Genomic DNA, 23,342 nt, shown 5'->3' on the forward strand with positions numbered 1-23,342 from the left:
CCTCGTCCGCGTCCCCCGCACCGTCCCGGCCGTCGCCGACGAGGCGAGCAGCGGGCCGAGCAACGGGTCGAGCGCCGGGCCGAGCAGTGTCACGGGCGTGCAGGTCTCGGCCCGCTCCGCGGTGCGGACCCCGCAGTTCTGGTGCCTGTGGGTCGTCCTGTGCATGAACGTGACCGCGGGCATCGGCATCCTGGAGAAGGCCGCCCCGATGATCACGGACTTCTTCGCCGACACCTCCACCCCGGTGTCCGTGACGGCTGCCGCCGGGTTCGTCGCCCTGCTGTCCTCGGCCAACATGGCCGGCCGCATCGGCTGGTCGTCCACCTCCGACCTGATCGGCCGCAAGAACATCTACCGCCTCTACCTGGGCGTCGGCGCGCTCATGTACGCGCTGATCGCGCTGTTCGGCGACTCCTCTAAACCGCTGTTCATCCTGTGCGCCCTGGTGATCCTCTCCTTCTACGGCGGCGGCTTCGCGACGGTCCCCGCCTACCTGAAGGACCTCTTCGGGACCTACCAGGTCGGCGCGATCCACGGACGGCTCCTCACCGCCTGGTCCACGGCCGGCGTCCTCGGACCGCTGATCGTCAACTGGATCGCCGACCGCCAGGAGGAGGCCGGCAAGCACGGCGCGGACCTCTACTCCCTGTCCCTGTTCATCATGATCGGGCTGCTCGCCGTCGGCTTCGTCGCCAACGAGCTGGTCCGCCCCGTCGCCGCCCGCCACCATGTGCCCGCCCCGACGAAGGAGGCCGCCGATGTCACAGCCCGACAGCAGCCCGAGTCCGCCTGAGCCGGACCGCCGGCCGCTCATCGCGCTCGCCTGGCTGTGGGTGGGCGCCCCGCTCGCCTACGGGCTGTACGAGCTGGTGCAGAAGGCGGCGAAACTGTTCACCGGGTAGCCGTTCAGGCTGCTCATGGGCAGGTGTTCGGGAGGTGTTCGGGCGTCCGAGGGTTAGAGGGAAGCTGACAACCCCGGCGCCCGTTTCCTGTCGCAACACCTGTCCCCGTACCCGCGAGTCACTGATCAGACTGGTGGATCCCGCTACCCAAGGCAACGAGGGGGACCCCACATGAACGGCTCGCGTATCGCCGCCGTCGGCCACTACCAGCCCGCCAAGGTGCTCACCAACGAGGAACTGGCGGGCATGGTCGACACCAGTGACGAGTGGATCAGGAGCCGGGTGGGCATCCACACCCGCCACATCGCCGGCCCCGACGAGCCCGTGGACGAGCTGGCCGCACACGCCGCCGCCAAGGCCCTCGCCGCCGCCGGCCTCGCCCCGGCCGACATCGACCTGGTACTGGTCGCCACGTCCACCGCCGTCGACCGCTCGCCCAACATGGCCGCCCGGGTCGCCGCCCGCCTCGGCATCCCGCGGCCGGCCGCCATGGACGTCAACGTGGTGTGCGCCGGCTTCACCCACGCCCTGGCCACCGGCGACCACACGGTCCGCGCGGGCGCCGCGACCCGTGCCCTGGTCATCGGCGCCGACAAGATGTCCGAGGTGACGGACTGGTCCGACCGCACGACCTGTGTCCTCGTCGGTGACGGAGCGGGCGCCGCGGTCGTCGAGGCATGTCCCGACGGCGTCGAGCCCGGGATCTCGCCCGTGCTGTGGGGATCGGTGCCCGAGATGGGGCACGCGGTACGCATCGAGGGCCAGCCGGCGCGGTTCGCCCAGGAGGGGCAGAGTGTCTACCGGTGGGCCACCACCCAGCTTCCGCCGCTCGCCCGCCAGGCCTGCGAGCGCGCCGGACTGCGCCCCGAGGATCTCGCCGCCGTCGTGCTGCACCAGGCGAACCTGCGGATCATCGAGCCGCTGGCCCAAAAGATCGGCGCCGTCAACGCGGTGGTCGCCCGCGATGTCACCGCTTCGGGGAACACTTCCGCCGCCAGCATCCCGCTCGCCTTCTCCAAGCTGGTCGAGCAGGGCGCGATCTCCACCGGGGATCCGGTGCTGCTCTTCGGCTTCGGAGGCAACCTGTCGTACGCCGGACAGGTCGTACGCTGCCCGTGAACGGCTCGCCGGCGGCGGTGTGACGCGTCCGACGGCCCGGGGACTGGCCACAGTGCGCCGTAGACTGTAGACGAAAGACAATCGAAAGGTCGGCTGTAGACAGTACGCAGTACACGGTGGACAGCCGACTCCATACAGTCTGCCCCCATACGTCTTTCGCATTCGTGGCTGTCCCGGCTGCCGTTGCTGCCCGGCGCTGCCCAGAAGGGGAACCGACCGATGTTGTCGACAGGACTGCCGCAGGGTGCGGTGCCCAAGCTCGAACGGCCAGGCCCGCTGCGCGACCGCGTCTACGAGGCGCTGCTCGAGCTCATCACCACCCGTGCCCTCCAGCCGGGCCAGCACCTCGTCGAGAGCGAGCTGGCGAACCACCTCGGCGTCTCGCGCCAGCCCGTGCGCGAGGCGCTGCAGCGGCTCAACACCGAGGGCTGGGTGGACCTCAGGCCCGCGCAGGGCGCGTTCGTGCACGAGCCGACCGAGGAGGAGGCCGACCAACTCCTCACGGTCCGCACGCTGTTGGAGGCCGAGGCGGCCCGGCTCGCGGCCGCGCAGGCGAAGACGTACGACATCGACGCCCTCGACGAGATTCTGGCCCTGGGCCTGCAGGCCGTGGCCGACGACGACGTGGACGCCGCCGTCGCCCTCAACGCCCGCTTCCACGCCAAGATCATGGAGCTGGCGGGCAACGCGGTCCTGGCCGAACTGGCGGCACAGGTCGACCGGCGTGTGCGCTGGTACTACACGCCGGTCGCCCGGCAGCGCGGCGAGCAGTCCTGGATCGAGCATCGCGATCTGATCACCGCGATCCTCAACCGCGACGAACAGCTGGCCACCCGGCTCATGCGGGAGCACACCGAGCACACCCGGCGCTCGTACCACGCCCGCGCCAAGTCCTGACCCTTCCCGGGGTGCAGGGCCTGACGGTCCTGCACCCCGGGGCTCCGGGCTCAGCTGACGGCCGCTCAAAAACATTCGCAGACATGCCGATCGGGGCCCGCCACGTCGTGGTGGGCCCTGAGTCGTGCGCCTGTCCAGGCGGTGGCGCCGCTCGTGCGTGCTCCCTTCCCGCCGACCGGCCCCCTGCCGTGGTTCGCGCAGGCCGACGTGGACCGGCCGTCGACGGGGTGCGCTGGTACGTCGACGGGATCGAGCCGATGCTGGCCGGCCGGGCCCCGCTGGACGGCCCGGTCTCCAACATCGCGAGCTGGAACTACCCGATGAGCGTGCTCGTTCACGCGGTGCTGGTGCTGGTGCTGGTGCTGGTGCTGGTGCTGGTGCTGGTGCTGGCACTGGCACTGGCGGGCAACACGGTGTCGCAGGCGCCGGTGCGGGCGCCCGAGATCGGCTGCGTCTCCTTCGCCGGCGGCCGCGACACCGGCGCCGCGGTGGCCACGGCCGTCACCGACCTCGGCAAACGGCGCGTCCTCGAACAGGAGGGACTCAACACCTGGGGCATCTGGAACCCCTCGGACTTCGACACCCTGGCCGCAGTGATCCCCAAACTGTTCGACTACGGCAAGCAGCGCTGCACGGCGTATCCGCGGTTCGTCGTCCAGCGCGAGCCGTTCGACGCGTTCCTCACCGCCTACCTCCCGGTGGTCCGCACCCTGACCACCAGACACCCGCTGGCCGTGGAGCGCCGCACCGACCCCTACCCCCGGCTGGACTTCGGACCGGTGATCAACGCGGCCAAGGCCAAGGAGCTGCGCGACCAGGTCGCCGAGGCGGTCGACCGCGGAGCCGTCCTTCTGTACCGCGGCGACCCGGCCGACGCCCGGGTCCTCCCCGGCCAGGACACCTCGGCGTACGTGCAGCCCGTCGCGCTCCTCAACCCGCCGCCGTCCTCGCCGCTGCACCACGCGGAGCCGTTCGGGCCGGTCGACACGATCGTCCTGGTCGACACGGAGGCAGAGCTGCTCGCCGCGATGAACGCGTCCAACGGCGCGCTCGTCGCCACCCTGTCCACGGACGACCGCGCGACCTACGCGCGACTGGCCCCGCAGATCCGCGCGTGCAAGGTCGGGCACGGCCGGCCCCGCTCGCGCGGCGACCGGGAGGAGCTGTTCGGCGGCTTCGGCGCGTCCTGGCGGGGCGCGGTCGTCGGCGGCGAGCTGCTGGTGCGCGCGGTGACCCGGGGACCGGCGGGGGAGCGGCTGCCGGGGAACTTCCCGGAGTACCACCTGATGCCCTGACGGCGTCCGCGTCACCTCACCCGGGCGGCGACCTCGTCGGCCGGCCACCGTGCCACGCCCCGCGGGTAGGGGCACGGCAGGCTGAGCACGATGTGATCGTGGCGGGCCGGGGGGCACGGCCGAGGTCGGTGCAGCGCGCGTCGAGGATCCGGGCGCGCTCGGCGACGGAGCCGACGCTGTGGTGCGGTGGTCCGGGGATGTTCCGGATGCCGCCGTGCCCGGCGACCGGCCGCGGCAGCCGGGTGCCGCTGAGCCGGTGGTGGGCGCCGTCGAAGCCGAGGACGTCGAGGGTCCGAAGACGTCGAGGGTCCACATCCGCCGGAGGATCTCCACGGTCTCCGCGAGACGGGCGATGCCCTCGGCGGACGGGACGAGGGCGAGGCCGTACGCCTCGTACCCGGTGATCGCGGGAGCGGGGTCGCGTCCCTGGAGCACCGGCTCGGCCGTCTCCTCGAGCACGCCCGGGCCGGGTTCGCGAGGGTGTCCGCGGCGGCGCTCGCCCTCGCTCGTCGACGGTCTGGAGGACCACGGACCGGTGACCTGACGGCACAGCCCGCGCGACCGCCGCCGCGACACCGTCGAACGCACCCCGCCCGGCCGGCCGCGACTGTCGGCACCGGGGCGAGCGGGCGCCCGAGGCCGCGGAACGCCGCTTCCTCGTCCCGCTGGACGAGCCGACGGCGACCGCCGCTGCGCGCGCTGCCACATCCCTGCCGCCGAGGGTGCCGAGGGCGCGGGCGGCGGGAAGGGCGGTGGTGATTCGGTGGCGCGGTGACCGGTCCGTCACCCCGGGTGACACCCCTCGGTGCGACCCCGCCGCGGCCGTCTGGCGTGCGGATATGCAGGTGAAACGCACTCCGAAAGCTTGGTATTGTTGTCCATGTCGCCGCGGGGAACACCCCGTCGGCCGACACACACCTTGTCCGGGTGGCGGAATGGCAGACGCGCTAGCTTGAGGTGCTAGTGCCCTTTATCGGGCGTGGGGGTTCAAGTCCCCCCTCGGACACTCTCACTCTCCGTGCCGAGTCGAATCCGCTCGGTGAGTGCTTGATGCCTGTTAGATGTCTAGTTGATGCCCGCATCCGGCTCATGCCGGTGCGGGCTTTCTCGTCGCCGCATCTGGCCGGACTGGCCGGACTGGCCGGACTGGCCGGACTGACCGGACTGGCAGTTCCGGGCCGCTCCTGGCCCTTCCCTGGCGCGCAGTAATTGTTTGCATCTCGCCCGAATGTCGCGGAAGACCGTTTATCACTTGTTCTGTCGCGGTCCTCGCGCGGGCCGTCGCGCCGTCACCTCCCGGTACGGCTGACGGTCTGTCAATGTTCATCAGGGTCCGCATATTGACGGTCTGTAGCGCCATCTTGTGGTGATACGATCACGCTCGCTTGTAGAGCGGGCGGATGGGTGCAAGACGACATCTCCGACTACGGGGACGGTCCGGGCGGCAACCCCGATGCGGGCGGTCCGCCGATCCACCCGCATATTGACGGGAATTCAGCAACTGGCCGTCAGTCGAGGCCGCCTGAAGAGAGTCTTATGACTGATTACATACAGAACCCGGTACTCTGGGCTCTCCTCGTCGCCGTACTCGTCGCAGTCGCCGTCATAGTTCGCCAGCGCAGGGCGGCGCGGACGTTAAGGCAGGAGTTCGCAGATGTCCGGGCTCGCCATGCCGAGCTCGAGAACGGGTACGCGAAATCCGTCGAGGCAGCTCAGGAAAGAGCCGAAGAGGCTACGAAAACGGTCCTGAAGTCCGCCATGCGGACCCTTCAGGGCCTTGCCGCGGAACAGCAGTTGATTGTCTCCCGGCTGCAGAACAAATACGGTGAGTCGGTCATCCTCCAGGACCTGTTGGAGATCGACCACACCAACTCCCAGTTCGGCCGACGCGCCCAGTCCATCGCCGTCCTGTGCGACGGCTGGCTCGGACGTCAGCGCGATGTCGCCTCGGTCTACGACGTCGTCCGCAGCGCCCAGGGCAGGGTCCGCCATTACCGGCGGGTGGAAATTCTTTCGCAGGTCGACTTCGGCATCACCAGCCGCGCCGTTGAACCGGTCGCCCTCGCTCTCGCCGAACTCCTCGACAACGCCACCAGCTATTCCAGCCCGGACACCGTCGTCGAAATCAACATCCGCACCGTGCCCAAGGGCATTTGTATCGTCGTCGACGACGCCGGTGTCGGTATGAACGACGAGGAACGGGCCCGCGCCGAGAAACTCCTGTCCAGCGATCGCGTCTCCGGTGTCTCCGCACTCGGCAACCCGCCGCAGTTCGGCTTCGCGGTCATCGGTGTGCTCAGCGAGCGCTTCGGTTTCGAGGTGTCCGTGGACTCCTCCTCGCCGTACGGCGGCGTCCGCGCGGTCCTTCTCCTGCCGCACGACCTGCTCACCACCGCACCCGAGCAGAAGGATCCGACCCCCGCCCCGTCCCCCGTGACGGCCGCGCCGGCCCCCGGCGGTCCCGAGGCTCCGCTGACCATGGCCACCACCGCCGACGGTCTGCCGAAGCGGCGCCGCAAGCGGCCGATGGCCATCGTGCCCGGCAGCGCCTCGAACGGTGCCGGTCCCGCCCGCTCGGGCGCGGAGACGGCAGCGATCATGGGCGCCTTCCAGCGTGGCACCCGGTCCGGACGGGCCACGCAGACGGACCCCGCGGAACAGTCGAGCAGCACCCGTGGTGCAAGCAGCGAAGGGCATGAGTTCTCGTGAACGACGACCTGTCATGGATGCTTGACAGCGCCCTGGAGATCCCCGGGGCCCTGCACGCCGTCCTGATCTCCGCCGACGGCCTGCTGATGGCACGGACGCAGGACTTCGGCAAGGACGACGCGGACCGGGTGGCGGCGGCGATGAGCGGTGTGCAGTCGCTCAGCCGCTCGCTCGCCTTCTTCTGCGAGGACGCCGGCCAGCGGTGGCGCCAGACGCTCGTCGAGTTCGACGGGGGCTGGGTCTTCCTGATCTCCGCCGGTGAGGGCGCCTACCTCGGCGTCTCCGCCTCGCCCGACGTCGACATGCAGGACATCACCTTCCGGATGCAGCAACTCGTCGGTCAGCTCGGCAAGGCCCTGACGACCCCGCCGCGCGAGAACCTCGGCGTACGGTCATGACCGGTTTCGACGAACTGGAACCCCAGACACCGGAATTAGTGCGTCCGTACGTCATCACCAAGGGACGTGGACTGCCCGATGAGGACAAGCTCTCCCTCATCACCCTGGTCACCGCTGTCGCCGACCGGCAGCAGCGGCCCACCCGGCTGTCCCCGGAGGAGCAGAACCTGCTCGACCTGTGCTCGGCGGGCTACCTCTCGGTCGCCGAGATCGCGGGGCACACCCAACTGCCCCTCGGCGTGGTCAAGATCCTCCTCGCCGCCCTCACCGAGGGCGGCTACCTCGTCACCCGCCCGCCCGTACAGCGGGCCCCGCTCGCCGACAGGGAGATCCTGGAGGAGGTGCTGAATGGTCTCAGGGCCAAGTTTGGATGAGACGGCGTACGTCCGTGAGGGCGCCACGCAGACCGCGGTGAAGATCCTCGTGGTCGGCCACTTCGCGGTGGGCAAGACCACGTTCATCGGGGCCATCTCCGAGATCCAGCCGCTGTCCACCGAGGAGACGATGACGCGGGCAGCCGAATCGGTCGACGACCTCAAGGGAGTCCAGGGCAAGACCACCACCACGGTCGCCATGGACTTCGGCCGGCTGACCATCAGCGACCGCGTCGTGCTGTACCTGTTCGGAACGCCGGGCCAGCAGCGCTTCGTGCAGATGTGGGAGGACATGGCACGCGGCGCGCTCGGCGCGCTGGTGCTGGTCGACCCCGAGCGACTCGCGGACTCCTTCGCCGTGATCGACCTGATCGAGCAGTACGGACTCGACTACGCCATCGCCGTCAACCACTTCGACGGCGCGCCCCCGCGTGACGTGACGGCCCTGCGCGAAGCACTGGACCTGCTCGACGACACCCCCGTCGTCACCTGCGACGCACGGGACGAGAAGTCCTCGGCCCAAGCGCTGATCACCCTCGTCCGTCACTTGCAGGACCGTGCCCACTAGGAGCAGAAATGGACGCCCAACCCACCGCCCCCGTGCCCCCTCCGGGTTGCCCGGCGCACCAGCCCGGCGGCAGAGTGCCGCTGTACGGGCCGGAGTACGCGGCCGACCCGCAGGCCTACTACACCTACCTGCGGCACTACGGGCCCACCGCGCCCGTGGAGATCGCCCCGGGAGTCGAGGCCACCCTCGTCACCGAATACGCCACCGCACTCCAACTCCTCCAGGACTCCGGGTCGTTCCGTAAGGACGCGCGCCGCTGGCGGGACTTCAACGAGGGCCGGATCGCCCCCGACAGCCCCGTCCTTCCCGTGCTCGCCTACCGGCCCAACTGCATGTCCTCCGACGGCGCCGAGCATCTGAGGCTGCGTCAGTCCATCACGGACAGCATGGCCCGCATCGACCCGATGCGACTGAGCCAGAGCGTGGAGCGGATCTCCGACTTCCTCATCTCCCAGTTCAGCGAACGCGGTTCGGCCGACCTCGTCGGCTCCTACGCGAAGCAGCTCCCGCTGTTCGTGTTCAACGAGCTGTTCGGCTGCACCGCCGACATCGGCGACCGTGTCTTCTTCGGCATCTCCGGCATGTTCGAGGGAATCAACGCCGAAAAGGCCAGCGAGGTGCTGTTCCAGGCCGTCGGCGAACTGATCGCCCTCAAGCGGCGCAAGCCCGGTGAGGACGTCACCTCCTGGCTGCTGAAGCATCACACCGGCCTGTCCGACGAGGAGATGCTCCACCAGGTCTCCCTGCTGCTGGGCGCGGGGGCCGAACCCCTGGTCAACCTCATCGGCAACACCCTGCACCGGCTGCTCACCGACGACCGGTACGCCCACGAGGGCGGCCTGATCGAGGAGGCGATGGACGACACGTTGTGGGAGAACCCGCCCATGACGAACTTCGCCGCCCACTACCCGGTGTCCGACATGGAGTTCGCCGGGCAGAAGCTCACCGCCGGCGACCTGATGCTGGTCAGCATCGCCGCCGCCAACACCGGCCCCACACTGTCGGCGGCCCGCAAGGCCGGCAGCAACCGCGCGCATCTGGCCTGGAGTGCCGGCCCGCACGCCTGCCCCTCGAAGGAGCCCGCCCGGCAGATCGTCGTGTCGGCCGTCGAGAACCTCCTCAACCGGCTGCCCGACGTCGAGATCAGCGTGCCGGAGCAGAGCCTGACGTGGCGTCCGGGCGCCTTCAGCCGTGGTCTCGTCACCCTGCCCACGCGGTTCACCCCGATCAAGCCGGTGAGCCGGCCGGCCCGGCAGAGCACCGTCCAGGCGCCGCCGCGCCCGACCGCGCCGGGTGCACGTCAGCCCGAACAGGCAGGTGTGTGGAGCAAGTTCCTCAACTGGCTGACCAAGTGAGCCACCCCGTGGCCGCGCCGGCCCCCTGAAACACCGGCCGCACCCACGGGAAGACGATGCCCGCCCTCCGGGGCGGGCATTTCCCTTCCCCGGACACGGCCTCGGGCCGCTCACCGGGCGGCGTACTCCTCCCGCAGCTCCTGGAGATACGGCGCCACGTTGACCTGGACCGACGCCCCCTCCCGCTGCCCGTACTGACCCGCGACACCGCTCAGATAGGTCGCGATCTCCTTGCGCATCAGCCCCTCGTCCGGCAGCACCGCGTCGCCGGTGACGAGCCGCGTGATCCACTGGGCCTGGGCCTCCACCAACCGCGTGATCGACCCGACGGGGCGGACCAGACCGACGAAGAACAGCCCCGGAAGATCCGGGGGGACGACCCGCTTGTACAGCTCGACGGAACCCTGCGCGCCGATGGGGGAGCCGGGCTCCAGGAACGGGAAGGACATCCGGTACCCGGTGCAGTACACGATCGCGTCCGCCTGCACGGACGTACCGTCGGTGAAGGAGACCCGGTCGCCGTCGAGGGAGTCGATCGAGGGCTTCGGGGTGACCGCGCCGTGGCGGATACGGCTGAGGATCTCGTCGGAGATGGTGACGGCGGAGGAGAACACCGGATGGTCCGGCTCGGGCAGTCCGTGGTCGCGGAGCTTGCCACGGGCCACCAACAGGGCCTGTTCGATGAAACGGCGCTGCTCGGGCAGGGACATGCTGACCCACCACGCCGCGTCGGCGATCTGGTCGAGGGCCATGCCGAACAACTGCTTGGGCATGATGTGCAGCCCTCGGCGCACCGAGAGGACCGTCAGCTCGGCATGCCGGGAGAGGTCCGCGGCGATGTCCACCGCCGAGTTGCCGAGCCCCACGACGACGACGCGCTGTCCGGCGAATTCGCTGCCGTCGAGGTAGTCGACGGAATGGCGGATCGTCCCGGTGAACGTGTCCGCGCCCTGCGGCAGCGCGGGCATCGACGGCTCGGAGTTGTGCCCGGAGGCGACGACCACATGGGTGAAGCGGCGGGACGAGACCGTGCCCTCGGTGTCCCGGCTGACGACCGTCCACTCGCCGTCGGCGTCCCGCCGTACGGACTCCACGGTCGTTCCCAGCTCGACATGGTCCCGGATGCCGGCCCAGTCGGCGAACGCGCGTAGATATGCAGCGATCTGATCGTGCCGCGGGTAGAGCGGGTAGGCGGCCGGCATCGGATAATCCGCGTAACCGGTGAGATCCTTGGCGGTGTTGAGGTGCAGCGACAGATAGCCCGGACCGCGCTCGCCGGCCTCCGGGCGGCGCCAGAGCCCCCCGACGTCGCTCGCCTGCTCCAGGCAGACGAAGTCGACCCCCGCGGCCCTGAGGGCGTGTGCCGTCGCCAGACCTGACAGACCCGCACCGATCACACACAACCGCACGAATTCCCCCACAAGTGAGATGCCATCCTTTCACGCACGGGCAAGTGACTGCCCATCCGGCGCATCTGCCACGCGTCGCCCGCCCGCGACAAGGATCACAGGCGAGCGGTGGGGAAGAAGGTGTGACCAGGGGCGCAAGCGGTTACTCCCTGGTCGGTCGGTCGCCGGTCACCCGTGGGCCGACGCCCACAGGCCCCGTACATGCCCGAGGTGCCGTGTCATGACCTCGCGCACGGCGCGTTCGTCGCGGGCCAGAAGGGCGTCCAGCAGCTCCAGGTGCTCCTCGGCGGAGGCCAGCAGACGGCCCGACGCGGACAGCGCGGTCAGGCCGAAGAGCCGGGCCCGGCCCCGCAGGTCCCGCACCACCTCCACGAGGTGGGCGTTGCCGGCCAGGGCGAGCAGGCCCAGGTGGAAACGGGTGTCGGCCTCCACATAGGCGATGAGATCACCCGCCACCGCCGCGGCCACGATCTCCCGGGCGGCCGGCCGCAGCGCCTCCAGCGACACCGGGTCGGCCGTCGTCGCCAGCCCCGCCACCGTGGGGATCTCGATGAGCGCGCGGACGTGCGTGTACTCGTCGAGCTGCCGGTCGGAGACCTCCGTGACCCGGAACCCCTTGTTGGGCACCGCGTCCACCAGGCCCTCCTTGGCCAGGTCCAGCATCGCCTCGCGCACCGGGGTCGCCGACACGCCGAAGCGGGCGGCCAGGGCCGGTGCCGAGTACACCTCGCCGGGCAGCAGCTCGCCGGCGATCAGCGCGGCCCGGAGCGCGTCGACGACCCGCTCGCGGTAGCTGCTGCGCCGGCCGCCGAGCACGGGGAGCGAGAGCGGAGACGGCACTGCGGGCGTCGGGCTGCTGCTCGGGGGCGGGGCGGCCATGGCGGATCTCCTCGGTGCGGGCTGTGCCATATCACGTATCACCAGTATCTACGGCGGTGAAGTCCCCGGCGTCACAGCACGAACCCCGCCGGAAACGGGTCCGTCGGGTCCAGCAGGTACTGTGCGGTTCCGGTGATCCAGGCCCGCCCGGTGAAGCTGGGAAGAACGGCGGGACGGCCGGCCACCTCCGTCGTGCCGAGCAGCCGGCCCGTGAACCGGGTGCCGATGAACGACTCGTTCACGAACTCGGTGTGCAGGGGGAGTTCACCCCGCGCGTGCAGCTGCGCCATCCGCGCGCTCGTCCCCGTACCGCAGGGGGAGCGGTCGAACCAGCCCGGATGGATGGCCATCGCGTGCCGGGAACGGCGGGCGGTGGCGCCGGGCGCGTACAGGTGGACGTGGTGGCAGCCGCGGATCGACGGATCCTCCGGATGGACCGGCTCCTCCTCGGAGTTGATCGCCTCCATCAGAGACAGCCCGGCCTCGAGGATGTCGTCCTTGCGTGCCCGGTCGAAGGGGAGCCCGAACTCCTCCAGCGGCAGGATGGCGTAGAAGTTCCCGCCGTAGGCCAGGTCGTACGTCACCGTACGGCCGTCGGCCAGGGTCGCCTTGCGGTCCAGGCCGACGGAGAACGACGGCACGTTTCGCAGGGTGACCGCCGTGGCCGCGCCGTCCTCGACCGCCACCTCGGCGACGACCAGCCCGGCCGGGGTGTCCAGCCGGATGGTGGTGACCGGTTCGACGACCTCGACCATGCCGGTCTCCACGAGCACGGTCGCCACCCCGATCGTGCCGTGCCCGCACATCGGCAGATAGCCGGAGACCTCGATGTAGACGACACCCCAGTCGCAGTCGGGCCGGCTGGGCGGCTGAAGGATCGCCCCGCTCATGGCGGAGTGGCCGCGCGGCTCGTTCATCAGCAACTGCTTGACGTCGTCACGGTGTTCTCGGAAGTACAGCCGCCGCTCGTTCATCGTCGCGCCCGGAATGGTGCCGATCCCGCCGGTGACCACCCGGGTGGGCATGCCCTCCGTGTGCGAGTCGACGGCGTGCAGGACGAGTTTGCTGCGCATGAAGTCCCCTTCTGTGCGGTGGTGTTGTGGCGCCCGGCCACGGCTCCTAGGTGAGACCGGCGGCGACGGCCTTCTCGGTGGCCGCGCGGACCGCCGCCTCCTGCTCCGGCAGCAGCGGGACACGCGGCGGACGGCACCGGCCGCCGTGCCGGCCCACCACGTCCATCGACAGTTTGATCGCCTGTACGAACTCCACGCGTGAGTCCCAGCGCAGCAGCGGATGCAACTGCCGGTACAAGGGGAGCGCGGTGGTGAGATCCCCCGCGACCGCCGACCGGTACAGCTCCACCGAGGCCCGCGGCAGCGCGTTGGGGTATCCGGCGACCCAGCCCCTGGCCCCGGCCACCGCCAACTCCAGCAGTACGTCGTCCGCACCGATCAACAGATCGAGGTCCGGGGCGAGTTCGGCGATCCGATAGGCGCGCCGGACATCGCCCGAGAACTCCTTCACCGCATGGATGAGCCCCTCCCCGTGCAGCCGGGCCAGCAGCTCCGGCACCAGGTCGACCTTGGTGTCGATCGGGTTGTTGTACGCCACCACCGGCAGCCCCGCCTCGGCGACCTCCGCGTAGTGGGCCAGCACCGCCCGCTCATCGGCGCGGTAGGCGTTGGGCGGCAGCAGCATCACCGCCCCGCAGCCCGCCTCCCGCGCCCGCTCCGCCCAGCGCCGCGCCTCCGCCGAGCCGTACGCCGCGACGCCCGGCATCACCCGGTCCCCGCCGATCGCGGCCACCGCGGTCTCCACCACCCGGGCGCGCTCCTCGGGCGTGAGGACCTGGTACTCGCCGAGCGAGCCGTTCGGTACGACGCCGTCGCAGCCGTTCGCCACCAGCCAGGCGCAGTGCTCGGCGTAGCGGTCGTGGTCGACGGAGAGGTCGTCGCGCAGCGGGAGCGCGGTGGCGACGAGGACGCCCCGCCAGGGGCGCTGCTCTGAGGTGGTCATGGGCGCGGGCCTCTCTTCCGGTCTTCGCGTCGGGGGGTGCGGTGTGAGCGGTTCACTGCGGCGGCGGAGGGTCGGCGGGTTCGGCCAGGACGCCGAGGGGGACCGGGCGGGCGAGCAGTCTGCGGGCCGGGGCCGGCGCGCAGCCCGCCACGCCCGCCACCCCGGGTTCGCACATCCGGCCCTGGCACCAGCCCATCCCGGCCCGGGTCAGCAGCTTCACGGTGCGCAGGTCGCCGGCGCCGAGCGAGCCCACGGCCGCACGGACCGCCCCGGCCGTGACCTCCTCGCACCGGCACACCACCGTCCCGTCGGTCACCCGTTCCACCCAGCGGGCAGCGGGGGCGTAGGCGCCGTCGAGTGCGGCGAAGAAGGCGCGCAGTCGGGTACGGGTGCGGGCCGCCGAAGCCCATGCGCCAGGGTCGGGGGTGGTGCCCCGCAGCCGGGCCGCCGCCGAGCGTCCGGCGATGTGGCCCTCGGCCAGCGACAGGGCCGCGCCGCCGATGCCCGTGGCTTCGCCGGCCGCCCACACGCCGGGGACGTCGGTGCGCTGTTCCTCGTCCACGCGCACGGTCACCCCGTCGAGACCGCAGCCGAGCCCGTCGGCGAGATCGGTGTGCGGCAGCAGTCCGTGGCTCACGGCCAGGGTGTCGCAGAGGACACGGCGTTCGCTGCCCGGCACCGGGCGCCCCTCGGAGTCGAGCGCGGAGATCGTCACGGACTCCAGCCGCTCGGTGCCGTGCGCCTCCAGCACCGTATGACGGACCCTCAGGGGGACGCCGTGCCAACCGAGTCGGGCGGCGTGACCAGCGCCTTCGACGAGCTTGGCCGGGGCTCCCACGAGGGACCGGGCGCGGTGTGCGAAGGCCCTCGGGTCGGCCGACTCGACCAGGGCGGCCACCTTGGCGCCCGCCGCCGCGAGACCGGTCGCGACGGGCAGCAGCAGCGGGCCCGTCCCGGCCACGACCACGGTACGGCCCGGCAGCACCAGTCCGCCCTTCAGCAGCGCCTGCGCGCCCCCCGCGGTCACCACCCCGGGCAGCGTCCAGCCCGGGAACGGCAGGACCCGCTCGTATCCGCCGGTCGCCAGCAGCACCCCGTCGGCACGCAGCGCGACGGACTCCCGCTGCTCCGGTCCGAGCAGTGCGTGCACGGTGAAACCGGGCGACTCCCGTTCCACGCACCACACATGATGCTCACTCAGGTACGTGACCTGTCCGGCGGCGAGCCGCGCGTCGAGGCCGGTACGCAGGCGCCGCCAAGTGCGCCACTGGTGGTGGAGCGCCTTGGGGCGGCGGGCGCCGAGGCCGCGCGCGGGCTGCCGGTAGAACTGGCCGCCCGGCTCCGCGGCCGAGTCGACCAGCACCACCCGGACGCCTCGCCCGGCCGCCGCCAGGGTGGCGGCGAGACCGGCCGGTCCTGCCCCGATCACCGCGAGCACCGGGCTGCGTTCAGGCATCGTGGCCCGTCCCCTCCTGCGTGCGGACGTCCGCGCCCGGCGCGGCGGGAACCAGACAGGCCCGCTGGTTGGGGCGGCCGTCGACGGTGACCAGGCAGTCGAAGCACACGCCGATCCCGCAGAACACCCCGCGCGGCCGGCCGTCGCCCCGTGTGCTCCGCCAGGCGGTGACGCCCGCGGACCACAGCACGGCCGCGAGGGTCTGTCCCGGCAGCGCCTCGATCTCACGGCCGTCGAAGGTGACGGTGAACGGCGCACCGGGCCGGGCCCGCACCAGCCGCAGCGGGTTCACGAGCGGGCTCCACGGGGGGACTTGTGCGGGCTCACTGTGCGGCCTCCTCGGACTCGGCGAAGCGGTCGGGACGGAACGGCGTCAGGTCCAGCTCCGGGTTCTCGCCGGTCAGCACCTGCGCGAGGAGACGACCGGTGCCGGTGGCGAGCCCGATGCCCGCGCCCTCGTGCCCGCAGGCGTGGAACAGCCCCGGCACACGCGGGTCGGGACCGATCGCGGGCAGATGATCCGGCAGGTAGGGGCGGAAGCCGAGATACGTGCGCATCACCCGTACGTCCGTCAGGAAGGGGAAGAGCCGGGTCGCCCCCGCGGCGAGTTCCCGTACGACCGGCAGGGAGAACGACCGGTGGAAGCCCACCCGTTCACGGCTCGCGCCGATCAGCACGGGCCCGGCGGCGGTGCCCTCGACGACCGGAGAGGTCTGCAACGCGGCGGAGTCGCTGGCCACGTCGGCCACATAGTCGGCGGCGTACACCTTGTGCCGCACCCGGGGCGGCAGCGGCTCGGTGACCAGCACGAACCCGCGGCGGGGAAGCACGGGCAGGGCCGCCCCGGCCATCGCCGCGACCTCACCGCCCCAGGTACCGGCCGCGTTCACCACGGCCGGCGCGAGGAGATCACCCCGGTCGGTGCGTACCCCGCGCACGGCACCGTCGGCGCCGCGCAGGACACCCGTCACGGTCCGGCCCGTCTCCAGACGCGCACCGGAGACCCGTACCAGATGGGCGGCGGCCAGGGTCGGCATCACCTGGGCGTCCTGGGGATACCGCACAGCACCCGCGAGACCGGGCGCCAAGTACGGTTCGTGGTCGCGGAGTTGATCCGGCCCGACGGCGACCGCCGCCACCCCGGCGGCGCGCTGGCCGGCGGCCAGGTCCGTCAGGGCGGTGAGCGCCTCGGGCGTGGACGCGACGACCAGTCCGCCCTTCGGCTCGTACTCCACCGCCGCGCCCAGCGGTTCGGCGAGCTCCGCCCACAACCGCAGGGACAGCAGGGCCAGTCGGAGTTCGGGACCGGGCTCCTTGTCGGAGACGAGAAGGTTGCCCTCACCCGCGCCGGTGGTGCCGCCCGCCACCGGACCGCGGTCCACCAGGACGACATCGAGCCCGGCACGGGCCGCGTACAGCGCACAGGCGGCGCCCACCATGCCGGCGCCGACGACCACCACGTCACCGCAAGGTCGCTTGGTCACCACAGTAATATGTCACATGGTTCTGGATGGGCGGAAGAAGGCCGGAACACGGCGGAGGGCCGACCGGCCGTCGCCGCATGCCGAAAAAGGTGAGGTGGGCGGGGCGCACGCCGGGGCATCATGGCGGTTCCGTCGCCCGGGCACACCGCCGGGCGCACACCAGCGGGGGCACCAGTGACCGTCAGCAACATCCTTCTGTCCGGCGTCGTCGGCTCGACCGCCTACGGGCTCGCCCACGCGGGATCCGACGTGGACCGCCTCGGCATTTTCGCCGCCCCCACCGAGGAACTGCACGGCCTGCACACGCCGAAGGAGTCCCACGTCTCCACCGCGCCCGACCGCACACTGCACGAGGCCGCCAAGTGGTGCCGGCTCGCCCTCGGCGGCAACCCGACCGTCATGGAACTCGTCTGGCTCCCCGACGAGTTGTACGAGGTCCGCACCCCCCTCGGCGACGAACTCCGCGACATCCGCACCACACTGCTCGGCTCCCGGCGGGTCCGCGACGCCTACCTCGGCTACGCCACCCAGCAGTTCCGCAAGCTGCACAACCGCGGCGACCGCACACCCACCGAACACACCACCCGGCGCATCGCCAAGCACGCCCGGCACCTCAAGCGGCTCTGCACCCAGGGCTACGAGCTGTACGCCGAGGGCCGGTTGACGATCCGCGTCGACGACCCGGAGAGCTACCGCCGCTTCGGCGAACAGGTCGCCGCCGACCCCGAGGCCGCCCTGCCGCTGCTGCGCGGCTTCGAGGAGAAGTTCGCCGACACCCCGAGCGTGCTGCCCGAACAGCCCGACGAACGGGCGGCGGAGGCCTGGCTGCGCCGGGTCCGGCGGCACTTCTACACAGAGTCGACCACACCGGCGTGAGATAAATGCCGTGCGGGGCAGACCGTCTCGCTCCTACACTCACCGCAGGCCGAGCGCCGCCCACGACCGGGCCGCGGCCCACCAAGACGAACCAGCACCATGACGAACGAAGGGAGCACGGCCATGCGAGACCGCACCGCCACCGTCGCTCCCCGCGCCCGCTACGAGGTGATCCTCGTGTCCTGGTCCGTCCGGTGTCCGCTGCGCGCCGGACACCGGATGCGCTGACGCCCGTCCGGCCACACCAACGCGCCGTCCGCTCCACCGAGCCGACGGCGCGACCCTCACGTGGCATCAGCCCATCGCGCCGCCCGTTCCCCGAGAACACCCGAAAGGCCAAGGGCCGTGCGCAACAACCCCGACCGTCGTCACCTCTCCGTCGTACGCAACCTGGGCATCCTCGCCCACGTCGACGCCGGCAAGACCACCGTCACCGAGCGGATCCTGTATGCCACCGGGACCACGCACAAGCGCGGCGAGGTCCACGACGGCACGACCGTCACCGACTTCGACCCCCAGGAGCGCGACCGCGGCATCACCATCTTCGCCGCGGCCGTCAGCTGCGACTGGAACGGTCACCGCGTCAACCTGATCGACACCCCCGGACACGTCGACTTCGCCGACGAGGTGGAACGTGCCCTGCGGGTCCTCGACGGGGCGGTGGCGGTGTTCGACGCCGTCGCCGGCGTGGAACCGCAGAGCGAGTCGGTGTGGCGGCAGGCCGACCGGCACGGCGTACCGAGGATCGCGTTCGTCAACAAGATGGACCGTGCGGGCGCCGACCTCGACACCGCCGTCGCCTCCCTCCGCGCCCGCCTGCACCCCGTCCCGCTCGTCGTCCACCTCCCCATCGGCGCCGAGGACACCTTCACCGGTGTCGTGGACCTGCTCCGCCTGCGGGCACTGACCTGGGGCGACGGCAGCGACACCGCCGTCGAAGGGGACGTACCGGAGGCACTGCGGGAGGAGGCGCTGCGCCGGCGCCGGCTCCTGGAGGAGACGGTCGCCGAACGGCACCCGGCCGCGCTGGAGGAGTTCTGCGACCGGGAGACACTCTCCGCGAAGACCCTCACCGCCGCCCTGCGGGACCTGACCCGCACGGGGGACGGTGTGGTCGTCCTGTGCGGATCGGCGTACCGCAACCGGGGGATCGAACCGCTGCTGGACGCCGTCGTCGACTATCTGCCGTCGCCGTTGGACATGCCGGCCGTATGCGGGATCCGGGATGGCGTCGACGGTATGCGGCGCGGTCGGAGCCAGGCGACGGTCGACGATATGCACCATGCCGCCGACCGTATGCACCATGCGGCCGATCGTATGCGGCATACCGCCGACGAGCGACGCCCCGCCGACCCCGCCGCCCCGTTCGCCGCCCTCGCCTTCAAAGTGGGCGCCACCCCCACCGGCAGGCTCACCTACCTGCGGGTGTACTCCGGAACGATCGAGAAGGGAGACCCGGTGTGGGAGTCCGGTACGGGGCGTGTCGAGCGGATCGGCCGGATCCTGCGGGTGCAGGCCGACCGGCACGCCCAGGTGGACCGGGCGGTCGCGGGCGACATCGTGGCCGTGGTCGGGCTGAAGTCGGCCCGGCCCGGCTCGACCCTGTGTGCGCCCGGGGACCCACTGGTCCTGGAGCCGCCCGGTGTCGCCGACCCGGTCGTGTCGGTGGCGGTCGAGGCGTGCCGGAGCACCGACACCGACCGGCTGGCCTCGGCGCTCGCCCGGCTGGCGGAGGAGGATCCGTCGCTGGTCGTGCGGACCGATCCCGAGACCGGGCAGACCGTGCTGTCGGGCATGGGCGAACTGCACCTGGAGGTCGCGGTGGAGAAGATCCGCCGCAACCTCGGGCTGGACGTCAACGTCGGCCGCCCCAGGGTGACGTACCGGGAGACGGTGGGCCGGGGTGTGTCCGGTGTGGTGTACCGGCACGTCAAACAGGACGGCGGGGCAGGGCAGTTCGCGCACGTCGTGCTCGATGTGGAGGCGCTGGAGGACGGGTTCGAGTTCCGGTCGGCGGTGGTCGGCGGTCGGGTGCCGCAGGAGTACGTGCGGGCCGTCGAGGCCGGCTGCCGGGACGCCCTCGCAGAGGGCCCCCTCGGCGGTCACCCGGTGACGGGGCTGCGGGTCACCCTGACCGACGGGGCGACCCATGTGAAGGACTCCTCCGACACGGCCTTCCGCACGGCGGGCCGGTTCGCGCTCCGGGAGGCCCTGCGCGCCTGTGCGATGGTCCTGCTGGAGCCGGTCGTCGAGGTCACGGTCACCGTGCCCGAGGACGCCGTCGGCGGGGTCCTCGGCGACCTCGCCGCCCGGCGCGGCCGGGTCACCGACTCGGTGGTGCGCGGCGGCTCGGCGGTGGTCACCGCCACCGTCCCGCTGGCGGAGCTGTTCGGATACGCGACCCGGCTGCGCAGCCGCACGCAGGGCCGCGGCATCTTCACGGCCCGGCCGACGGGGTACGCCCCGGCACCCGCGGCGGCGATGACGCCGTAGGTTCCCCGCCGCCGCCCTCGGGGGCTCCTGTATACGGAGCCCCCGAGGGCGCACCGGAGTCGACCGTCTGCGGTATACGACATCCGGAGGGCTGTATGCCGGATACCGCCTCCCGGATACCGCCTCCCGGATACCGCATCTCGGATACCGCCTCCCGGATACCGCATCTCGGATACCGCATCTCGGATATCGCATCTCGGATACCGCATCTCGGATATCGCATCCGAGATGCCGCCTCCGGGATACACGCTCAGGGATACGACACCACCGTCGACGGCACGGTCGAGGTCCCCGACGTGGGCGTCCCGGTGTCGTTGATCACCGCCTCGTACTGGCCGTTGCCGCCGAGGGAGATCACCAGCAGGTCGTGGAACTTCACGCCCGGGGTGTTCGGGGCCGCGAAGCCGTGGTGCTGGACGATCGTGGGGTCCACGTTGTAGTAGCAGTAGCTGCCCAGGCCCCAGGCCTCGTGCGTGGTGACGTCGTCGCCGACCTTGTAGGCGGCGTAGCCCTTGAGGGGGCCGTTCTGGACGGCGGCCTGGTTCGGGGCGTCGTAGGCCTTCTCGTTCTGGAAGAAGATGGTGCGGCCGCGCTGGCCGTACCACTGCACGTCGTACTTGTTGAAGTGCTCCACGAACAGTCCGGTGGCGAGCACGTCGTGGCCGTTGACGACGACGCCGTAGTCGGCGCGGTTGGTCTCCCAGCCGACGCCGTCGCCGTGGTCGGCGCGCCAGACCCAGGTGTGGTCGACGATGGTGTGCCGGTTGTTGACGACCATGCTGGTGGTGGCCCTGCCGGCGCCCGCGCCGCCGATCCGGACGAACACGTCCTGGACGGTGGTGGGGTTGGCGGAGTGGTCGCGCCAGGCGCCGCGCGGGCCGATCTCCAGCAGGGTCGGCGAGTTGACGGGACCGGCGTCCACCAGGAAGCCCGCGAGGCGGACCCCGTCGACGTCGGCGACCTTCAGCGCGGTGACGCCGTTGTCCGGTATGAGGGTGGCGTACCCGAGGCCCAGGACGACGGTGTCGGCGCGGTCGACCCGGATCGGCCGGTCGAGGTGGTAGATGCCCGGGGTGAGCAGCAGGTGGAGTCCCTGTGCGAGGGCCTGGTTGAGGGTCGCCGCCGGGACGCCCGGCCGGGCCACGTAGAACCGCGACAGGGGCAGGGAGGTGCCGCGCGGGGTGCCGTTGCCCCAGCTGACCCCGCGCGCGCCGGTCCGCTTGGCGGGTAGGAACACCCGGAAGGCGCCGCCGCCGTCGACGTACAGGAACGGCTTCTCGCGGGAGACCGGCGTCGTGTCGAGGGTGGTGTAGGGCGGGCTGGGGAAGCTCTGGGCGGGGGCGCCCTCGACGCCGGAGAAGACCATGTTCCACACGCCGTTGAGCCAGCTGCCGATCGCGCTGTCCCGGGTGTACCACTGCTGCTGCGAGTAGGGTCCGATCTCACCCTCGATGCGGCTGTCGGCGATGTAGCCGCCGCTGGCCCAGCCGTAGCCGCTGGGCGCCAGGTTGAGGCCGCCGTGGACGTGCATCCGGCGGAAGGGGGCCGCCTGGGCCACCGCCCACCGGTTGGTGCCGTTCGCGGGGACGAGCGCGAGGTTCTCCGCCGAACGCCAGAAGTTCTGCGTGGCGTTGCCGCCGAACCAGCCGGCGTCGACCGTCACGTCCCCGTTGATGGTGGTGTCGTCGGGGGAGAGCCCGAGGCCGGCGATGGAGGTGTAGAAGCCCAGTTGGGCGTTGAGGCCGTGGTACGTGCCGGGCTTGAACAGCAACGCGTAACGCCCGGTGCCGAATTGGGCGGACTCCTGTTGCCGGAACACCTGGTCGAGGCGGGCCTGGATGTCCGGGGTGGACGGATCGAGGACGAGGACGTTCGGGCCGAGATCCCCGCCGCCCGGCAGAAGGCGGGTGCGCGGGGCGCGCGGGGTGTGTGGAGCGGCCGAGGCCGGTGCGGCCGGCCCCCCGGCGAGGGCGGGCGCGGCCGCGGCGGCCGCCGCGAGGACGGCTCTGCGGCGCGGGCCGGCAGGCTGCCCGGCGGACTGCGCCGGGGACTGCCCGGTGGACTGCGCGGGCGACTGCTCGGGGGTGTGGGTCATGGGCGGCTCTCCTCGGTGGGGCGGCTCGGGCGGCTCGTGGCGAACGGCTGACACACGGGACGGAGACAGCTGATTCAGGAAGTGAACGGCAGTGCTGTTGAGAGCGCTCTCTCGTCGCTGAATGCTTCAACTACCCGAACGCTTACGTCAAGTGGTGGTGCGCGAGTTCCCCGAGCGATGCCGCACCTCTTGACGCCTCCCTCTTCCGAGGTTTAACTCACGTCCTAAATTAAGCGCTGCACCTCGCTGGTCGCCGAGCGCCTGGGCGACCGGGTGACCCACTGGACCACGCTCAACGAACCCCTCTGCGCGGCCTGGATCGGTCACCTCGAAGGCACCATGGCCCCCGGCCTCACCGACCTGACGGCCGCGGTCCGCGCCTCGTACCACCTGCTCCTCGGCCACGGCCTCGCCGTCCAGGCCGTCCGCGCCGCCGTACCGCACGCGCGGCTCGGCATCGTCAACAACCTCTCCACCGTGCACCCGGCCGACGACCGCCCCGAGGACCTCGCCGCCGCCCACCGCATGGATGGCCACGCCAACCGCTGCTGGCTCGACCCCGTCCACGGCTGCGGCTTCCCGTCGAACGAGTACGGCGCCCGCCGCCTGTACGTCACCGAGAACGGCTCCGCCTACCCGGACGCCGTACGCCCCGACGGCCACCGTCCACGACCCCGAACGCCAGGCCTTGGCCTACCTCACCGCCCACCTCGCTGCCTGCGCCTCCGCCACCTGCAAGGGCGCCCCGCTGGTCGGCTGCTTCGCCTGGTCCCTGCTGGACAACTTCGAATGGGCCTACGGCTACGCCAAACGCTTCGGCCTCGTCCACGTGGACTACCGGACCCAGGCGCGGACGGTGAAGGGGAGCGGGTGGCGGTATGCGGAGATCATCCGGTGGCATCGGGAGGGGGTGCGGCGGGCGGCGTGGGCGGGCGTCCCGCGTACATCCGGCCGCATCGTCCGCAACCAGGTCCAACAGCCCCTTTGTCACCTCTCGGCAGTCCGGTACTAAAGTGG

At 71.5% G+C, this 23,342-nt stretch carries 19 protein-coding genes, 1 tRNA gene and 2 pseudogenes; 14 read left to right on the forward strand and 8 right to left on the reverse strand.

The window, feature by feature from the left end:
- From AQJ64_RS03150 to AQJ64_RS03200, 11 genes and pseudogenes are all read left to right on the forward strand, one after another.
- Positions 1-793, forward strand: a 793-nt coding sequence (locus tag AQJ64_RS03150) for an MFS transporter (RefSeq protein WP_244902632.1), incomplete at its 5' end; no start/stop codon positions are given.
- The gene (locus AQJ64_RS49525) at positions 759-902 is read left to right on the forward strand and encodes an MFS transporter small subunit (protein ID WP_167738980.1); all 144 of its coding nucleotides are present in this window, start codon (positions 759-761) and stop codon (positions 900-902) included. The genes AQJ64_RS03150 and AQJ64_RS49525, both read left to right, overlap by 35 nt.
- A gap of 171 nt (positions 903-1,073) precedes the next feature.
- A complete protein-coding gene (locus AQJ64_RS03155) occupies positions 1,074-2,021 on the forward strand; it encodes a beta-ketoacyl-ACP synthase III (protein WP_055633984.1) in 948 nt (315 codons plus the stop codon).
- A gap of 219 nt (positions 2,022-2,240) precedes the next feature.
- The gene (locus AQJ64_RS03160) at positions 2,241-2,918 is read left to right on the forward strand and encodes a GntR family transcriptional regulator (RefSeq protein WP_055633985.1); all 678 of its coding nucleotides are present in this window, start codon (positions 2,241-2,243) and stop codon (positions 2,916-2,918) included.
- 186 nt (positions 2,919-3,104) lie between these two features.
- A pseudogene (locus AQJ64_RS03165) lies at positions 3,105-4,213 on the forward strand (aldehyde dehydrogenase family protein); the annotation flags it as partial.
- A 921-nt stretch (positions 4,214-5,134) separates the two neighbouring features.
- A tRNA-Leu gene (locus tag AQJ64_RS03175) sits at positions 5,135-5,219 on the forward strand.
- 530 nt (positions 5,220-5,749) lie between these two features.
- Entirely contained in the window at positions 5,750-6,922 is a 1,173-nt protein-coding gene (locus AQJ64_RS03180) for an ATP-binding protein (protein WP_059202387.1), read from the forward strand.
- The gene (locus tag AQJ64_RS03185; protein ID WP_055639150.1) at positions 6,919-7,320 is read left to right on the forward strand and encodes a roadblock/LC7 domain-containing protein; all 402 of its coding nucleotides are present in this window, start codon (positions 6,919-6,921) and stop codon (positions 7,318-7,320) included. Before AQJ64_RS03180 ends, AQJ64_RS03185 begins: the two co-directional genes overlap by 4 nt.
- The gene (locus AQJ64_RS03190; protein ID WP_055639149.1) at positions 7,317-7,694 is read left to right on the forward strand and encodes a DUF742 domain-containing protein; all 378 of its coding nucleotides are present in this window, start codon (positions 7,317-7,319) and stop codon (positions 7,692-7,694) included. The genes AQJ64_RS03185 and AQJ64_RS03190 overlap by 4 nt, the downstream gene beginning before the upstream one ends.
- Positions 7,669-8,262 carry a GTP-binding protein gene (locus AQJ64_RS03195; protein ID WP_055639148.1) on the forward strand — a complete coding sequence of 198 codons (594 nt, stop codon included), beginning with the start codon at positions 7,669-7,671 and terminating at the stop codon, positions 8,260-8,262. The genes AQJ64_RS03190 and AQJ64_RS03195 overlap by 26 nt, the downstream gene beginning before the upstream one ends.
- An 8-nt stretch (positions 8,263-8,270) precedes the next feature.
- The gene (locus AQJ64_RS03200; RefSeq protein ID WP_059202388.1) at positions 8,271-9,617 is read left to right on the forward strand and encodes a cytochrome P450; all 1,347 of its coding nucleotides are present in this window, start codon (positions 8,271-8,273) and stop codon (positions 9,615-9,617) included.
- Between the two features lie 110 nt (positions 9,618-9,727).
- Here the strand turns inward: AQJ64_RS03200 and AQJ64_RS03205 are convergent, their stop codons facing one another.
- The 7 genes from AQJ64_RS03205 to AQJ64_RS03235 all read right to left on the reverse strand — a co-directional run bounded on the left by AQJ64_RS03205 (position 9,728) and on the right by AQJ64_RS03235 (position 16,816).
- Entirely contained in the window at positions 9,728-11,026 is a 1,299-nt protein-coding gene (locus AQJ64_RS03205; RefSeq protein WP_055635781.1) for a flavin-containing monooxygenase, read from the reverse strand.
- 168 nt (positions 11,027-11,194) lie between these two features.
- Positions 11,195-11,905, reverse strand: coding sequence for a GntR family transcriptional regulator (locus AQJ64_RS03210; protein WP_055635771.1), 711 nt, complete (start codon positions 11,903-11,905; stop codon positions 11,195-11,197).
- 71 nt (positions 11,906-11,976) lie between these two features.
- Positions 11,977-12,978 (reverse strand): proline racemase family protein, encoded by a 1,002-nt coding sequence (locus tag AQJ64_RS03215; RefSeq protein WP_055635772.1) that lies wholly within the window; start codon positions 12,976-12,978, stop codon positions 11,977-11,979.
- 46 nt (positions 12,979-13,024) lie between these two features.
- Positions 13,025-13,921: a dihydrodipicolinate synthase family protein gene (locus AQJ64_RS03220; RefSeq protein ID WP_055635773.1), complete on the reverse strand. Its 897-nt coding sequence runs from the start codon at positions 13,919-13,921 to the stop codon at positions 13,025-13,027.
- Positions 13,922-13,973: 52 nt separating this feature from the next.
- Complete coding sequence (locus AQJ64_RS03225; protein WP_055635774.1) at positions 13,974-15,377, reverse strand: NAD(P)/FAD-dependent oxidoreductase; 1,404 nt, start codon at positions 15,375-15,377, stop codon at positions 13,974-13,976.
- The gene (locus AQJ64_RS03230) at positions 15,370-15,669 is read right to left on the reverse strand and encodes a (2Fe-2S)-binding protein (RefSeq protein ID WP_055635775.1); all 300 of its coding nucleotides are present in this window, start codon (positions 15,667-15,669) and stop codon (positions 15,370-15,372) included. Before AQJ64_RS03230 ends, AQJ64_RS03225 begins: the two co-directional genes overlap by 8 nt.
- 31 nt (positions 15,670-15,700) lie before the next feature.
- On the reverse strand, positions 15,701-16,816 hold the full coding sequence (locus tag AQJ64_RS03235; protein WP_055635782.1) for an NAD(P)/FAD-dependent oxidoreductase: 1,116 nt from the start codon (positions 16,814-16,816) through the stop codon (positions 15,701-15,703).
- 219 nt (positions 16,817-17,035) lie between these two features.
- On the opposite strand from AQJ64_RS03235, the gene AQJ64_RS03240 reads away from it, so the two are divergent.
- Together AQJ64_RS03240 and AQJ64_RS03245 are read left to right on the forward strand one after the other, a co-directional pair.
- Entirely contained in the window at positions 17,036-17,737 is a 702-nt protein-coding gene (locus tag AQJ64_RS03240; protein WP_055635776.1) for a nucleotidyltransferase domain-containing protein, read from the forward strand.
- Positions 17,738-18,082: 345 nt separating this feature from the next.
- A complete protein-coding gene (locus AQJ64_RS03245) occupies positions 18,083-20,230 on the forward strand; it encodes an elongation factor G (RefSeq protein ID WP_055635777.1) in 2,148 nt (715 codons plus the stop codon).
- Positions 20,231-20,480: 250 nt separating this feature from the next.
- Here AQJ64_RS03245 and AQJ64_RS03250 read toward each other — a convergent pair whose 3' ends face one another.
- Positions 20,481-22,325 carry a hypothetical protein gene (locus AQJ64_RS03250; protein WP_055635778.1) on the reverse strand — a complete coding sequence of 615 codons (1,845 nt, stop codon included), beginning with the start codon at positions 22,323-22,325 and terminating at the stop codon, positions 20,481-20,483.
- Positions 22,326-22,568: 243 nt separating this feature from the next.
- Here AQJ64_RS03250 and AQJ64_RS45225 point away from each other — a divergent pair.
- Positions 22,569-23,250: pseudogene (locus AQJ64_RS45225) on the forward strand (family 1 glycosylhydrolase); the annotation flags it as partial.
- Positions 23,251-23,342: the final 92 nt, after the last annotated feature.

This window comes from Streptomyces griseoruber (genome assembly GCF_001514205.1).
Lineage (GTDB): Bacteria > Actinomycetota > Actinomycetes > Streptomycetales > Streptomycetaceae > Streptomyces > Streptomyces griseoruber.